Origin of the sequence: Burkholderia sp. AU31652 (genome assembly GCF_002223155.1) — a bacterium.
Taxonomy (GTDB): Bacteria; Pseudomonadota; Gammaproteobacteria; order Burkholderiales; family Burkholderiaceae; genus Burkholderia.
Genome location: NZ_NKFG01000005.1, coordinates 1,055,474 through 1,070,506, shown reverse-complemented (window position 1 = coordinate 1,070,506; position 15,033 = coordinate 1,055,474). Strand labels below are relative to the sequence as shown.

Genomic DNA, 15,033 nt, shown 5'->3' with positions numbered 1-15,033 from the left:
ACTCAACGATGAAGAAACTCGCTCTCTCGACCCTCTCGCTCGCCCTGCTGGGCGCCGCTGGCGCTGCTCACGCTCAATCGAGCGTGACGCTGTACGGCGTGATCGATACGTCGATCACCTATGTTCACGGTAACGACGGTCAAGGTAACAATTCGTGGTCGATGGGTAGCGGCAACCTGCAAGGTAGCCGCTTCGGCCTGAAGGGTTCGGAAGACCTCGGTGGCGGCCTGAAGGCGATCTTCCAGTTGGAAAACGGCTTCAACTCGGCATCGGGTGCACTGGGCCAGGGCGGCCGCATGTTCGGTCGCCAGGCTTTCGTCGGCCTGCAAAGCGACCAGTACGGTACGCTGACGCTGGGCCGCCAGTACGACCCGCTGGTCGACCTGGTCCAGGCAGTCACGGCTGACAACTACTTCGGCAGCGTGTTCGCCACGCCGGGCGACGTCGACAACAACGACAACAGCCTGCGCGTCAGCAACGCGATCAAGTACACGTCGCCGGTCTGGGGCGGCCTCCAGTTCGAAGGCATGTACGCACTCGGCGGTGTCGCCGGCGCAACGGGCAAGGGTCAGACGTGGGCCGCAGCTGCAGCCTACAACAACGGCCCCCTCGGCCTGGCTGCCGGTTACTTCCACGCCAACAACTCGGCTCCGCTGAGCACCGCAGGCGTGCGCACCGGCTGGGCCGGCACGTCGGACGCGATCTTCGACGGTTCGGGCGCGTTCATCAACAACGCCTACACGTCGTCGTCGTCGATCGGTATCGCTCAAGTGGCTGGCCAGTATGCATTCGGCCCGGTGACGTTCGGCCTCGGCTACAGCAACGCGCAGTACAAGGCGGACGCGAACTCGGCATTCGGCACGAACCAGAAGTACAACACGGGTCGCGCATTCGTCACGTACCAGGCATCGGCACCGCTGCTGCTCGGCCTCGGCTACATCTACACGAAGGGTAGCGGCCAGACCGACGCCAAGTACCATCAGGTTTCGCTCGGCGCCGACTACTCGCTGTCGAAGCGTACCGACGTCTACCTGGTTGGCGCATATCAGCACGCAAGCGGCAAGAACGCCGACGGCAGCGATGCGCAAGCGTCGGTCGGCTCGTACGGCATCGCCGGCAAGAGCTCGCAGGAAATCGTCGCACTCGGCCTGCGTCACAAGTTCTAAGAAGTACGTTTCCGGCGTGCATGGCGTCTCCGACGCCTTGCCGCCGACCTGGAAAGCCAGCCCCGGTTTCGGCCGCGGCTGGCTTTTTTTCGTCCGTCTCCCGCGTGCCGGCAGCGCCCGCACGGGCCGGGAACGGGAACCCGGGCCCCGACCCACGCCCGCCGGCCAGCAGCGGCGCCTGGCGGCTGCCAAGCGCCGGGAACACCGTTTGCGAAGCGCCGCGCCGGTCGCCATCCGTCCGCCGAGCGACTACCATCCGCACTGCCGGCACCGCTCGTCCGGTGCGATCGCAATGTGCCGAAGCGTGTCGATTTCGGCAATCGTCATCCGTCGTCTCGACGGCGGCACGCGGTTCGCGCATCGCCCCATTCATACAGGAGATACGCCATGACGATTCAGAAGATCACGCCTTTCCTCTGGTACGCGGCGGAAGCGGAAGAAGCCGCCGCCTTCTATGCGGGCATCTTTCCGGATTCGCGCGTCGTGCGCGTCACGACGGTGCCCGGCACCGACGGCACGCGGATGGTCGAGTTCGAGCTGTGCGGGCAACCGTTCTTCGCGATGAGCCACCCGCGCACCGACACGTTCAACCACGCGATCTCGCTGCTGGTCAGCTGCGCCGACCAGGCGGAACTCGACCGCTACTGGCATGCCCTGCTCGACAACGGCGGCACGGCCGACGCCTGCGGCTGGCTGAGAGACCGCTACGGCGTGTCGTGGCAAATCGTTCCGGAAACGCTGATCCCGATGGTGTCCGACCGGGACACGGTCAAGGCCACGCGCGTGGCCGCCGCGATGATGCAGATGATCAAGCTCGACGACGCCGCATTGAAGGCCGCCTACGCCGGCACGGCGGGCTGATGAAGCAGCATGTCGCACGGCGCATGCGCGATGACGCGCCGGGTCGCCGACAGGCATCCGGCTCGACCGCATGCGCGTGCGACTGCCGCGCCATTGCCGATGATCTTCATCGGCGTCGCCCCCAAGCCGGCCACGCGCGCGGCATCCGCCGCTACGTCGACAGCATCGACTCGACCGTTCGCCGCGCGTAGCCGATGAATGCGGCAAGGGGTTCGCCCGACAGGATCGCCGCGTCCTCCTCGCCGCCGAGATAGGCGGCACGCGCCGCCGCGACAACCGGCCGGTAGGCTTGCGGCAAGCGTTCCAGAACCCATGTCGCCGCGACGTCCTTCGGCGCGATCCTGCCGGTCGCGGCGCCGTACCAGATGCGCGCGAGCGCGAGCACCACGTTGCACGCGTCGCCGCGCCAGTCTGATTCGGCATTCCATTGCGCGACCGTCGCCAGCAGCGCGGCGACAAAATCCCGTGCGGGCACTTGCTCGAAAAGCGCCGCCGCCGGCAGGCCAACCAGCACGACACTGTGCTGCCGCACCTTCGTCAACAGGATCGCCAGATCGTGATCGACACGCGCCGGTTCGACGATGCCGGCCTCGAGGTCGTGACGCAGCCACTCGCCGAACTGAAGTTCGCGACGCGCCGGATGACGCCACGGCACGACCGCATCGTGCGCGACGACAGTCACTTCCAGTGCGCGCATGCCGCCGGCGCGACCAGGCGGCACCGACACGGCCAGCAAGTCGAGCATCAGTGCGTGCCGTGTCGATTCGTCCGGCCGGGTCGACACTGTCACCAGCAGGTCGACGTCACTGCGCGGCTTCAGTCCGCCGTCGAGCGCCGATCCGAACAGGTGGATTGCCGTGAGCGTCGCGCCGAGATGCCGCTCGATCGTGTCGCACGCGGCGCCGACCTGGGCGGCGATTTCGTCGGGAATGCATTCAGTCACGATGCACGTGCCTCGCGATGCGCACGCAACCGGCACAGCGCACGCGACGGGCAGCGGCGGATCTGCTGCAAGCGCGCGGAGGATTGCCGTTCGTCATCGCGCGTGCGCGGCGCATCTTCCGTCGTGCGTCACGCGTCGAACCGGCCTTCCGCCATTTCGCTGCTTCGCTGCTTCGCTGCCGCGCGATTTGCGCAGCGCAATAAAAATCCCCGCACGCTTTCGCGTGCGGGGATCGTCGGACATCGCAGCGGCTGCCGATATGCATTCGGCAGCCACTGCGCAGCATTACGCTGCCGCGTCCTTCAGCTTCTTCAGCGCACGTGCCTTCACGCGCACGCTGGCCGGCTTCGCCGGGAACCAACGCTCTTCGCCCGTGAACGGATCCTTGCCGAAGCGCTTCTTCTTCGCCGGCACGACTTGCGCCGTGATCTTCAGCAGACCCGGCAGCGTGAACTCGCCCGCGCCCTTCTTGTGGACCGAGCCCAGCACGACGTTCTCGAGTGCGACGAGCACTGCCTTGACAGCCTTCACTTCGACAGCTGCGCGCTCAGCGATGTGCGTTGCGAGCGATGCCTTCGTGAACTTGTCCTTCAGCGGCGTCGGAGCGGCCGGTGCCGCCTTCGCGACGACCTTCTTGGCCACTACTTTCTTCGCGGGCGCAGCCTTTTTGGCAGCCACTTTCTTGGTGGCCGGTGCGGCAGCCTTCTTGGCCACCTTTTTTGCGGAAGTCGCCATGTTTCTCCTACCAGGTGTGGTCGTTGGATACACGAAGCGTGCAACGCGCGCGCTTCAACGCCGGATTCTACAAGCGCCTTGACGCTTCGTGCAGTACTTTTATGCGTTTTCGCGGGGTTTCCCGCAGGTTTTTTTGCATGCGACCGATTTCATCGACGCTCCAGCATCAAAAAACGCCTTCACGTAGGCACCCGAATGCGAATTACGTTCGATATTTGCGCACCTATACTGGGCTCGCTCAATGCCCGGATGCCTCCATGCGCGAAGCCAGATACGTCAAAGGACTCGACGGCCTGCGAGCCCTCGCCGTCATCCTCGTTTTCCTGTCCCACAAGGGCCACGTCCTTGCCGTCGACGTCGGCAAGCTTGGCGTGTGGACGTTTTTCCTCATCAGCGGATTCCTGATCGTCGGCGAGCTGCATCGCAACCGCCAGGCGGTCGAGCGCGACACCATGACGCGTCGCCACGCGCTCGCGCTGTTCCTCGCGAAACGCGCGCTGCGAATCTTTCCCGTCTATTACCTGCTGCTCGCCGCGCTCGCGATCGCGCACGCGCTGTTCTACCAGCGCGGCGTCAATCTCGGGCTCGCGTGGCACGCGGCGTTCCTGTCGAATTACTGGATCGGCGCCGTCAAGGACGGCTGGCCAGGCTCCACGTCGCACTTCTGGAGCCTCGCGGTTGAACAGCAGTTCTATCTGATCGCACCGCTCGCGCTGCTCGCGGTGCCCGCCGCGCGACACGTCGCGCTCGGCATCGGAGCCATCGCACTGTGCGCGCTCGCGCATCTCGCGCTCTACCTGTGCGACGCGTCGCCGGTGCTGATCTATGCGTTTTCCCCGTGGAATTTCGCGCTGATCGCGCTCGGCGGCGTCGGCGCGATGGCGCTCGCCGATCGCGGAGCGGCCGCCGTGCGCCGCGTTCCGCCCGGCTGGCTCGGCGCGGCCGGCGTCGTGTTCTTCCTCGTGCTGCCTGCCTGCACGCCCCTGCCCGACGCGATCGCGGGGCTCGCGGATCTCGGCCTGTCCGCATCGCTCGGCGCGCTGCTGCTGTGGATCGTCAGCGAACCCGAGCATCCGGTCGTGGCGCTGCTCGACTGGGCGCCGCTCGCCTATCTCGGCACGATCAGCTACGGCTTCTACCTGTTCCACAACCTGATTCCGGCGCGTTTCGGCGTGCTGCCGGCGCACGTCGGGCACGTGGCCATCCCTGAAATCGTCCGCGACACGCTACCCGAGATGCTGCAGTTCGCGCTCGCCGTGCTGCTCGCGCACCTGTCCTGGCGCTATCTGGAAAAGCGGCTGCTCGATTTCAAGAAGCCGGTCGCCGCGATGCTGGCCCGGTATTTCGTCGCACGGCCGAGCACGTCGGCGCGTTGAACACGGCACGTTCGCGGCAACGGTTGAGCGGGGAAGCGGTGCTTCACGCCACACCCCGGCGCTGACGCTCAACACTCGAGCCGTCGCGTCATCGACCGGCGCCGGCAAAAACGATGCGGTCACGAACGTCGATGCGCATCGCGCAATCGAACCGCCGATCCTGTGATCCGGGCGCCCGTCGCGGCACCGGTTTCAGCCGTGACGTCCGCTCTCGTCGGCGCGCCCCGCTCCGCACGCCACCCCGATCCTGAAGCCGGTCCGCCACGACACGCACCCCGACCGCACGCACGGCGATCGTGCACTGGTGCACCCGCACACGCAAAAAAGCCCCGGCGCGCGAGCGGCCGGGGCCAACGGAACAACCACCACCTGAAACAACGGAGCGCGCGGCTGCTTAGGCGACAGCAGCCAGCGCGGGCAAGCAGGTACGCAGGTAGGCCTCGAATTCGCGGCTCACTTCCGGATGCTGGAGCGCGAGTTCGACGGTGGCCTTGAGATAGCCGATCTTGCTGCCGCAGTCGAAGCGCGTGCCGTAGTAGCGATACGCGAGCACCTGCTCGTTCGCGAGCAGCGACTGAACCGCGTCGGTCAGCTGCAGCTCGCCGCCGGCGCCCGGCTTGAGCTTGCGCAGGTGATCGAAGATCGTCGGCATGAACACGTAGCGGCCGACCACGCCGAGATTCGACGGCGCATCTTCCGGCGCCGGCTTCTCGATGATGCCCGACAGCTTGATGATGTCCTCTTCCCATTCGCGGCCCTCGACGACACCGTACGAACGGCTGTCCTCGCGCGGGATCGTCTCGACCCCGATCACCGAGCTGTGATAGTGGTCGAACACGTCGACGAGCTGCTTGAGCACCGGCTGTTCGCCGTGCAGCAGGTCGTCCGCGAGGATCACCGCGAACGGCTCGCCGTGCACCAGCTTCTCCGCGCACAGCACCGCGTGGCCGAGGCCGAGCGCTTCCGGCTGGCGCACGTAGAAGCAGTTCACGTGGCTCGGCTTGATGCCGCGCACCAGTTCGAGCAGCTTTTCCTTGCCGCGCGCCTCGAGCTCGGCCTCGATCTCGTAGGACTTGTCGAAGTGATCCTCGATCGCGCGCTTGCTGCGGCCGGTGACGAAGATCATCTCGGTGATACCTGCGTTGATCGCTTCCTCGACCGCGTACTGGATCAGCGGCTTGTCGACGACGGGCAACATTTCCTTCGGGCTCGCCTTCGTTGCCGGGAGGAACCGCGTGCCGAGACCGGCGACGGGGAACACGGCCTTGGTGACTTTCAACATGTTCGCATCCTGATTGCGTTGACTGCGCCGCGTCGACCAGCGACCCGGCGCGATTGTGTTCCGAACGGCATATCGAGAATCGACGGTACTGCCAATTCGACTCCGCTCATTTTCGATATGGACTGATTGCCCAATGATTCCGGAAAAAATATAATCCTTTCAACCCGGTCGATATTGCCGAACCGAGTGCCGAGGCAGAAACAAATTACCGATTTTCCAGATACAAATTCTTACGATTCAAATTCCTCGATATAGGGCACGCCGCCCCGTTCGAGACCCGGGCGAATCGGTTCGTTCTTCAGCGCCTCACGGTACGCCGACAGCACGGCCATGACCAGCAGTACTGCAGCGCTCGCGATCCAATGCATGTCCATCTTGCCGCTCCTTGCATCAATCAACTGGAGCTTCAAACTATCAGAAAAAAATCGGTAAATAATTGACCCGCCTCGCGGAACCGCTTTCTGATCGCGATAAAACCATGATGTGGAATTGCGATATTTCCCGGCGAGATTTTTTTATTCATTGATCGAATTCTTGCGCATTACGATTGGATGAAACTTCCCGTCCATCCGTCGCAAGGAATCGAATCGCATGCAAGCTTTCAGCGGATCGTCTCTGACCGCGCCGCCCGTCGCCGATCACAAGGAACACGTGATCGACGCGATGCGCGGCTTCGCGGCGCTGCTCGTCGCCTATTTCCACTGCCGCCAGGTCGTCTGGGTCGGCATGCAAAGCTTCCATCACGCTTACGGCCATGCGCTCACCCCGAGCGCGATCGCCGGCTACCTGACCTTCCCGTTCGCGTGGGGCTCCGCCGGCGTGCCGATCTTCTTCGTGATCAGCGGCTACTGCATCCATCGCAACGCGGCGCTCAAGCTCGCGGCCGATCCCGCGTACCGGCTCGACGCGCCGAACTTCTGGGTGCGCCGGTTCGCGCGCATCTACCCGGTGCTGCTCGCCGCGCTGCTGTTTACGCTCGCCCTCGACTCGGTCAGCCTGCAGATCGAGCCCGTCAGCCACAAGATCCGCGACGTCGGCCTCGTCGCGTTCCTCGTGAACCTGTTCTCGCTGCAGGGCGTTGCCGGCTACACATACGGGTCGAACGGCGCGCTGTGGACGCTGTCGCTCGAAGTGCAGTTCTACGCGATCTACCCGCTGCTGTTCGCGATCCGCCGGCGCATCGGCATGCCGGCGGTCGTGGCCGCGGTCGCGCTCGTCAACGTCGCGTCGGCGTGGCTGCTTGAACGGCACGACCTGCAGTTCTTCACGTCGTACTGGCTGTCCTGGACGATCGGCGCGTGGATCGCCGACGTGCGCGCGCAGCCGGCCCGCGGCGCGGCCGCCGTGCCGTCGCGCGCGTGGTACGGCGCGGCCGCCGTGCTGCTGGCCGCCGGCTGCGGCGCGTTCCATTTCGGCCAGTACGGCGCGTTCCAGCTGTGGTCGGCCGGCTTCGCGTGCTTCCTGTACCGCGCGCTTGCCCGTCCGCCGCGCCCGACGCCGCCGCTGCGCGTGCTGAGCTGGTTCGGCGACTTCAGCTACTCGCTGTACCTGATCCACCTGCCGCTGTTCGTCTGCCTCGGCTCGGTGCTGTTCCATTCCGAGCTGCAGCTGTCGATCTGGCCGTCGTTCGCGTTCATGGCCGCCGCGATCCCGGTCGCGTATGTGTTCTACCGGATGTTCGAACGGCCCGCGATGACGTGGTCGGCCAGCTTCAAGCCGGCTCGCCCCGCTCGGGTCGTGACGCCGGCGCCCGAACGGGCTGTTTGATCCGGCCGGAACGCTTTCCCGAGCCCTCGCGCGGCGGTGCGCTGCGCGGGGGCTTTTTCATGGCCTGAGCGCGCCGGCATACCGGGTTGGCGGGGGGTGGGTAGCCTTCGGGCGTCGGGCCGCGCTACGGCCCGCATGAGCCGCCCTCGACCGCCTTTCACCATCGGGACTGCCTGGGCGCGGCCTTCTGGCGTCACGTTCTGGCGTCACCTTCTGGCGCCGCCTTCTCGCGTCGCCAACCACGCCGTCCCAATCAACGACCGGCCAAGCACGCCCCACGCGGCGCACAACAACCTGCCCACCACCCGCCCGACAAAGGCCCCCTACGCTGAAACACAAAGCCCCCACGCAGCACACCGCCGCATGAGGGCCCGTTTCCCGCCGGCTCGCGCCGCTTACCGCTTCTTCGCCTTCGCGGCCTTCGCCGTATCCGCGAGGATCTTCTCGACCCGCTCCACGTAGGTTTCGGTGCCGAACCGGCGCACCGCCGTCGCTCGCCCGCTCGCGACGAGCCGCTCGCGCAGCGCGCCGTCGCGCTTCAGCGTAGCCAGCGCGTCGGCCAGCGCGGCCGCGTCGCCCGGCGCGCAGAGCAGCCCGTTGTCGCCGTCCTCGATGATCTCGACGACGCCGCCCGCACGGGCCGCGACGACCGGCCGGCGCGCGAGCATCCCCTCGACAATCACGCGCCCGAACGGCTCGGGCGTGATCGACGTGTGCGCGACGACGTCGACCGCCGTCATGCAGGCGGCCACGTCGCGCTGGAACCCGAGGAAATGCACGCGCTCGTCCATCCCGTGCCGCGCGACGTATTCGTGCAGCTGCGCCGCGTATTCGTCCTCGCCGAACAGCGGCGCGCCGACCAGCACCACGTGCATGTCGGGATGCCGCGCGGAGGCTTCCAGCAGCACGTGCTGCCCTTTCCAGTGCGCGAGGCGGCTGAACGAACCGACGAGCCACGCGTTTTCGGGCAACCCGAGGCGCGTGCGCAGCGCGGCCTGGCTGACGCCTTCCAGCGCGTCGAACGGCTCGGCCGAAATGCCGTTGAACACGACGTCGACGTGCTGCGGCGTGAAGCCCGTCAACGTCCGGAACGCCTGCGCGGACGCATCGGAGTTCGCGATCACGCGCGTGACGCCGAGCCGCGCGCAGTACTTGATGGCCATCAACTGCTTGCTGCCGAAATGGTCGGTGCTGACGATGTCGCGCAGGTGCCACACCACCGGCTTGCGCGCGAGCCGCCCGGCCAGCGCGGCGACCACCATCGCGCGCTGCGTGTTCGCGTAGATCACCTCGGCGCGGCGTGCGCGGCGCGCGACGTCGCGCACCAGCCGCACGAGCTGCTTCAACGCGCCGGCCGATACGCCGCCCTGCTTGCGCACGCCCGCGAGCGCGCCCTGGTCGACCACGTCGACGCGCGCGCCGATCTCGTCGAGCGCCGCGCGGAACGGGCCGTCGTCGAACAGCAGGACATCGGCGTTCGCGCGCATGTGCTTCATGATCTCGAGCAGCGACAGCTCGGCGCCGCCGAGCACGCCGCTCTGGTCGAGCACGAGCGTCGCCGGGCCGCGCGCGGCCGGCATCGGCGCGATCGCCGTACCGCGCTGCGCGGTCGAGCCGGGCAGCGCCGCCTCCACGTAGTCGAGGAAGCGCCGCCGGAACGTATCGGCGGAAAACCGCTCCGCGTTCGTGCGGCAGGCGGTCGGCGTGAAGCGCTGCGGCGCACGCTCGAAATCGTCGACGGCCGCGACGATCGCGTGCGGCGTCTGTTCGTCGAAAAAGAGCCCGGTCGGGTTCAGGTCCGATTGCGGGTCGAGCACGGTTTCGAGCGCGCCGCCCTTGCCGTACGCGATCACCGGCGTGCCGCACGCCTGCGCCTCGACCACCGAGATCCCGAAATCCTCCTCGGCCGCGAACACGAACGCCTTCGCGCGCCGCATCCGGTCGTGCAGCACCGCGAACGGCTGGTAGCCCATGATCTCGACGTTCGGGCCCGCCTTCGCGCGGATCTTCTGCATCTCGGGGCCGTCGCCGATCACGACGAGCTTGCGCTCGGGCGTGCGCGAAAAGGCTTCGACGATCAGGTCGATCTTCTTGTACGGCACCATCCGCGACGCGGTCAGGTAGAAATCCTCCTTCTCCGCGTTCAGCGAAAACGCGTCGACGTCGACCGGCGGGAAGATCACCGCCGCGTCGCGGTGGTAGACCTTCTTGATGCGCCGGGCGATGAACGCGGAGTTCGCGACGAAACCGTCCACCGCGTTCGCGGTGCGCGTGTCCCAGTTGCGGATGTAATGCAGGATCATCCGCGCGAGCAGCGACTTCGGCCCGTGCGTGAGGTTCGACTGTTCCAGATACTGGTGCTGCAGATCCCACGCATAGCGGATCGGCGAATGCACGTAGCTGATATGCACCTGGTCGGGCCCCGTCAGCACGCCCTTCGCGACCGCGTGGCTGCTCGAGATCACCAGGTCGTACTCGGACACGTCGAGCTGCTCGATCGCGAGCGGCATCAGCGGCAGGTAGCTGCGGTACTTGGTGCGCGCGAACGGCAGCTTCTGGATGAACGACGTCGTCACCGGCTTGCCGCGCACGAACGCGCGATCGTCGAGGAAGTCGACGAGACTGAACAGGTCCGCGTCGGGAAAGCACGCGACGATCTGCTCGAGCACGCGTTCGGCTCCGGCATAGGTGACGAGCCAGTCGTGGACGATCGCCACGCGCAGCGCGCGCGTCGGATGGCGCGCGCTGGCCCGTTCGGCCGGCAGCGCCCGGCGCAGCGCGGCGGCGTCGCCCGCTTCGGCCACGGCCGCATCGGCGGTGGCGAGATTCAATACGGCGTGTTCCGCCAGATCGCGATTCATACTGTTCTCCTCGCATTGAGACGGACGAACAAGTCGCGCACTAGCGCACGCAACCCCGGTGTCATCGTGAGCGACCACGCAACATTCAACAGCAGCACGACCGCGCACATGCCGATCGACTCGACGAGCCCCGGCCACGCCTGCGCCAGGAACAGGCTTGCGAGCAGGAAGGCCAGGTGCGCGAGCATGTCGAGCACGATCGCGCGCATCCGGATCGCCGACAGGTACAGCAGCACGCCGTAGTCGACGAGTGCGCGCGCCGCGACGACCACCGCCGCGCCGATCAGCCCGAAGTGATGAATGCCGAACCACAGGCCGCCGACGAAGAACGGCATCTCGACGAGCCCGGCGAACGCCGCGCGGGCCGGGTTGACCTGCGACTGGATCAGGATCCGCGTGACGCTCGCCTGGCCGACGAGCCACACGCTGATCACCAGCACGCGGCCGACCGGCGCCGAATGCGCGGCGAGATCCGCGCCCACCCACAGCGTGAGGAACGGCGCGAGCGCGAAGATCGCGACGATGCCGACCGGCGTGAACACGCCGTTCAGGAATTCGAGCGACTGGCGCGCGAGCGTGTCCGCATGGTCGCGGCCCACCGCCGACAGGCGCGGGAACAGCGTGCGCACGAGCGCGTTCGGCAGCATGTTCAGGCGCGTGACGAGGTTCTGCGGCACCGTGTAGTAGGTGACGAACTTCGCGCCCATGCCGGCGCCGAGCATCACGCGGTCGAGCGTGTCGGCGATCATGCTCGTCGTACTCGCGATCAGCATCCAGCCGCCGAAGTTGAACAGCCCTTTCGCGGTGCCCCACTGCGGCGGATCGATGCGCCGGATCCCGAGCACCTTGATGCTGGCCTGGCCGAGCATCACCGCCGCGATCAGCCGCGCGACGACCGCCGCGGCGAGCACCGTCTGCAGGTTCGGCGCGATCCACCACGCGGCGCCGAGCGGCAGCAGCTGGAACAGGAACGTGCCGATCGTCTGGTTCGTGTTGAACACGCCGAAGCGTTCGGCGCCGTTGATCGCGCCGGCGAACACCCACGACACGTTCGCCAGCGGAATCGCGAGCGCGAGCCACGGCAGCGCGAGATACACCTCGTGCTGCATCGCCGCCGACACCTTCGTGAAGTACGCGGTGTAGACGAACGCACCGAAATAGATCAGCAGCCCGCCGACGATGCCGGTGCCGAGGTTCAGCCAGAACGCGCTCCAGAACACGCGCGCGCTTTCGTCGGCGTTGCCGCTCGCGAGCGCCTTCGAGATGTGGTTCTGCGCGGCCATGCTCATCCCGAGATCGAGGATCCCGAAATAGCCGATCAGCGTCCACACGAGGCTGACGACGCCGTAGCGTTCGACGCCGAGCGCGTGGATATAGGCGGGCACCGTCACCAGCGACACGAAGGTCGGCAGGATCAGCCCGATGAAGTTGATCGAAACGTTCTTGAGTATGCCTTTGTCCATGCTTCTGCCTTGTGTGACGTCGCCCGTCACGGTTTCCAGCGATACATCAGCACCTTGCCGCGTGCGTCTTCCTCGACGAACACGAGGTACTCGCCGTTCTCGCGCCGGAACGCGCTGATGCCGAACGGCACGTCGACCCAGCCGGACGCCTTGCCGACCTCGGCGCCCGGGCTCATCACGCCCACTTCCTTGCCGGTTTCCTTGTCGTACACGTGGATCTTGCCGACCGGCTCCACCCCGAACAGGTAGCGGCCCTCGGCCGTGAGCCCGATCAGGTCGAAGATCGGCTTCGCGTCGAGCTGCCACGGCAGCGCGACCTGGTAACGCACGACCGGCGAGCCCGTCGACCACTTGTCGAAGCGGATCAGCACGCGCCCCACTTCCTTGTTGATGCCCGGCTGCGGCGGCGCGTCGGCCGTGTAGCCGGTCACGTACAGCGTGTCGGTCTGCGGCTCGTAGATCGCGCGGCGCAACTGCGTGAACGGCTGCGGCATCGGATAGGTCGTGACCTTGTCGTACGAGTAGATCGGGTTGCCGGCCTTGTCGACGCCGCCGTATTGGAAGCGGTGGATGCCGCGCACGTCGCTGGTGCGCCAGATGTCGCCCTTCGTGTCGACCCACCAGCCCCAGCCGCCCGCCTTCGCCTTGCCCGTCGTGTTGATTTCGGCCTCGTCGGCATCGATCCGGCCGTTGCCGTTCGCGTCGCGCCACAGCCAGTCGCCGCCCGGCGGCTTGTTCGGCACCTTGTCGACCGGTCGCGCACGCCCCGCGATCAGGCCCGACGGAATCGCGACCTCGCCGTCGCGCTTCGCGTCGAAGCGGTAGATCTTCAGGTGATCGGCGTACATGTCGGTCAGGTACAGGAACGTGCGGCCGTCGAGGCGCCGTGCGAACGGCATGCCGGGATACTGGTCCGTGTGGAACACGGGATCGTCCGGATACTTGAAGCGGTTCGACAGGAAACCGACGTATTTCCAGTCCTGGCCCGGCGGCTTCGACAGGTCGAGTTCGAAGCGCTTGTTGCCCGTGTACACGCTGTTCGGCCGCGCCGGGTCGAGCCACGCGCCGTCGACGAACAGCAGCCCCTGCACCTGCCAGCGCTGCTTGCCGTCCGGCGTGTAGCTTTCGAGCACCGCGCCGAGCCCCGCGCCGATCGTGTCGTGGCGCGGCCCGATGCCGTTCATCGACACGTAGATGTTGCCCGCGCGGTCGACCCCGACGCCCGTCAGCCCGTTGAAGCGCTGCGGCCCCGGCCGGCCCGGCACCGGGCCCGCGAAGATGCCGCCGCGCTCGCCGAGCGTGCCCGACGGCGCATAACCCTTGCCGCCTTTCGAGAAGATCAGGATCTGCTGGCGCGGCCCGTTGTCCGCCACCAGCACGCGCCCTTTCGCGTCGACGGCCACGTCCACCGCGTCGGTGCCTTCCGGCAGCGCGGGCGCGTCGTCGAGCTTGCGGCCGTCCGCGCGCACGTGCACGAGGTGCGCGGGCCCGTTGAGCGTATCGGTGAGCAGCCACAGCGTGCCGTCGCCCGCGAGTGCGAGGCGGCCCGGCTCGTGCGCGCTCCACGTGCCCTTCTGCTGCATGGTCTCCGCGTCGTACACGTTCACCGCGTCGCGCGACGGATTCGTCGCGAACAGCGTCTTGTCGTCGGCTGCGAGGCCGCCGACTTCCGCCTTCTGCTCGCCCACTTCCGAGCGCGCGGGCGCCGCGACCTCGTTCATCATCATGAAGCTCGCGGCCATCCGCGCGCGGCCGGTGTCCGCGCGGCCGCCCGGCGCGACCTGCGGCGCCGCGCGGAACGGCGCGGGCTGCTTCAGGTCGCCGATCGTGCGACGCGAGATGCCGAACCACTGCTTGCCCTTGTCCGGCCAGATGCCGGGCGACTGCAGGTGGCCGCGCTCGTTGCCGACACCGATCGCGACATACGCGTACTTGCTGTTCACCGCGATCGCGCTGCCGCCGAGGTTGCCCCAGCCGTGCGTGCCGCCGGCGAAGCCGAGCATCTTCCCGTCCTGGTAGACGCTCGCCTCGGCCCCGCTCTCGTCCCACGGCGCATTCGTATACACCTTGCCTTCAGGCGTCACCGCGATCGCGCGGATGTCGATCTGCGTCCAGCTGCCGTCGCCATAGCCGAACGTATTGCCGATCCACGACGTCGTCGCGGGCAACACCGTTTCGGCCGGTGCGGCGCTCGTCAGCAGCGTCACGCATACCGTCATGCCTACCAGAATCAGACGTCGCAATGCGCTTCTCCATACTTGATGCAACAGCGGCCGGGCCGCCGCAAGGACTGCCGCCGGCGCACCCTGTCGCTAAATGGGTTTCAAACGTCGCGATGCAGGTTACAAGCAAAAATAATCACAAGAAATTTGGAAATATTTGGGGATGTTTCCGCGTGAAATATCGAACCGGAACAGAGCCGAAAAGGCGCCCGAAAGCGGCAATAACGACCGCCCTTCGGTTTCCGCCCCGTAGAAAATGCCGCCTTCCACCGCCTGACGGGGCCGCCCGGGCGCCGACCTTTCATCCCGCGACAGGAATAATCGGCATTTGGATATTTGCCGTCAGATAAATGACGC

The 15,033-nt window shown here is 66.8% G+C and carries 11 protein-coding genes; 4 read left to right on the top strand and 7 right to left on the bottom strand.

The features are described from left to right. Positions 1–8: 8 nt before the first annotated feature. Together CFB40_RS39180 and CFB40_RS22390 are read left to right on the top strand one after the other, a co-directional pair. Complete coding sequence (locus CFB40_RS39180; RefSeq protein WP_089427923.1) at positions 9–1,166, top strand: porin; 1,158 nt, start codon at positions 9–11, stop codon at positions 1,164–1,166. Positions 1,167–1,553: 387 nt separating this feature from the next. Then, on the top strand, positions 1,554–2,027 hold the full coding sequence (locus tag CFB40_RS22390) for a VOC family protein (RefSeq protein WP_089432409.1): 474 nt from the start codon (positions 1,554–1,556) through the stop codon (positions 2,025–2,027). Positions 2,028–2,178: 151 nt separating this feature from the next. On the opposite strand, the gene CFB40_RS22385 is transcribed toward CFB40_RS22390, so the two are convergent. Together CFB40_RS22385 and CFB40_RS22375 are read right to left on the bottom strand one after the other, a co-directional pair. Next, positions 2,179–2,970 carry an AadA family aminoglycoside 3''-O-nucleotidyltransferase gene (locus CFB40_RS22385; RefSeq protein WP_089432408.1) on the bottom strand — a complete coding sequence of 264 codons (792 nt, stop codon included), beginning with the start codon at positions 2,968–2,970 and terminating at the stop codon, positions 2,179–2,181. Positions 2,971–3,255: 285 nt separating this feature from the next. After that, positions 3,256–3,705: an HU family DNA-binding protein gene (locus CFB40_RS22375; RefSeq protein WP_011355701.1), complete on the bottom strand. Its 450-nt coding sequence runs from the start codon at positions 3,703–3,705 to the stop codon at positions 3,256–3,258. Positions 3,706–3,962: 257 nt separating this feature from the next. On the opposite strand from CFB40_RS22375, the gene CFB40_RS22365 reads away from it, so the two are divergent. Next, positions 3,963–5,081, top strand: a complete 1,119-nt coding sequence (locus tag CFB40_RS22365) for an acyltransferase family protein (RefSeq protein ID WP_089427926.1) — start codon at positions 3,963–3,965, stop codon at positions 5,079–5,081. 394 nt (positions 5,082–5,475) lie between these two features. Here CFB40_RS22365 and galU read toward each other — a convergent pair whose 3' ends face one another. Next, positions 5,476–6,363 carry a UTP--glucose-1-phosphate uridylyltransferase GalU gene (galU, locus tag CFB40_RS22360; RefSeq protein WP_011548079.1) on the bottom strand — a complete coding sequence of 296 codons (888 nt, stop codon included), beginning with the start codon at positions 6,361–6,363 and terminating at the stop codon, positions 5,476–5,478. Positions 6,364–6,593: 230 nt separating this feature from the next. Then, positions 6,594–6,737, bottom strand: coding sequence for a hypothetical protein (locus CFB40_RS38760; protein ID WP_006479318.1), 144 nt, complete (start codon positions 6,735–6,737; stop codon positions 6,594–6,596). Positions 6,738–6,954: 217 nt separating this feature from the next. On the opposite strand from CFB40_RS38760, the gene CFB40_RS22355 reads away from it, so the two are divergent. Beyond that, positions 6,955–8,130 (top strand): acyltransferase family protein, encoded by a 1,176-nt coding sequence (locus CFB40_RS22355; RefSeq protein ID WP_089427927.1) that lies wholly within the window; start codon positions 6,955–6,957, stop codon positions 8,128–8,130. A gap of 395 nt (positions 8,131–8,525) precedes the next feature. Here the strand turns inward: CFB40_RS22355 and CFB40_RS22350 are convergent, their stop codons facing one another. From CFB40_RS22350 to CFB40_RS22340, 3 genes are read right to left on the bottom strand one after another with little or no spacing between them, the layout of a single operon-like run. Further along, a complete protein-coding gene (locus CFB40_RS22350) occupies positions 8,526–10,991 on the bottom strand; it encodes a glycosyltransferase family 4 protein (RefSeq protein WP_179255101.1) in 2,466 nt (821 codons plus the stop codon). Next, positions 10,988–12,454 (bottom strand): flippase, encoded by a 1,467-nt coding sequence (locus CFB40_RS22345; protein WP_089427929.1) that lies wholly within the window; start codon positions 12,452–12,454, stop codon positions 10,988–10,990. Before CFB40_RS22345 ends, CFB40_RS22350 begins: the two co-directional genes overlap by 4 nt. 26 nt (positions 12,455–12,480) lie before the next feature. Next, positions 12,481–14,673, bottom strand: coding sequence for a hypothetical protein (locus CFB40_RS22340; protein ID WP_174972103.1), 2,193 nt, complete (start codon positions 14,671–14,673; stop codon positions 12,481–12,483). Positions 14,674–15,033: the final 360 nt, after the last annotated feature.

Bases quoted from the DNA above. Each gene is read 5' to 3' on its own strand.
- galU (WP_011548079.1), bottom strand. From the start codon at position 6,363: ATGTTGAAAGTCACCAAGGCCGTGTTCCCCGTCGCCGGTCTCGGCACG.
- CFB40_RS22350 (WP_179255101.1), bottom strand. From the start codon at position 10,991: ATGAATCGCGATCTGGCGGAACACGCCGTATTGAATCTCGCCACCGCC.
- CFB40_RS22390 (WP_089432409.1), top strand. From the start codon at position 1,554: ATGACGATTCAGAAGATCACGCCTTTCCTCTGGTACGCGGCGGAAGCG.
- CFB40_RS22345 (WP_089427929.1), bottom strand. From the start codon at position 12,454: ATGGACAAAGGCATACTCAAGAACGTTTCGATCAACTTCATCGGGCTG.
- CFB40_RS22375 (WP_011355701.1), bottom strand. From the start codon at position 3,705: ATGGCGACTTCCGCAAAAAAGGTGGCCAAGAAGGCTGCCGCACCGGCC.
- CFB40_RS38760 (WP_006479318.1), bottom strand. From the start codon at position 6,737: ATGGACATGCATTGGATCGCGAGCGCTGCAGTACTGCTGGTCATGGCC.
- CFB40_RS22355 (WP_089427927.1), top strand. From the start codon at position 6,955: ATGCAAGCTTTCAGCGGATCGTCTCTGACCGCGCCGCCCGTCGCCGAT.
- CFB40_RS22340 (WP_174972103.1), bottom strand. From the start codon at position 14,673: ATGACGGTATGCGTGACGCTGCTGACGAGCGCCGCACCGGCCGAAACG.
- CFB40_RS39180 (WP_089427923.1), top strand. From the start codon at position 9: ATGAAGAAACTCGCTCTCTCGACCCTCTCGCTCGCCCTGCTGGGCGCC.
- CFB40_RS22365 (WP_089427926.1), top strand. From the start codon at position 3,963: ATGCGCGAAGCCAGATACGTCAAAGGACTCGACGGCCTGCGAGCCCTC.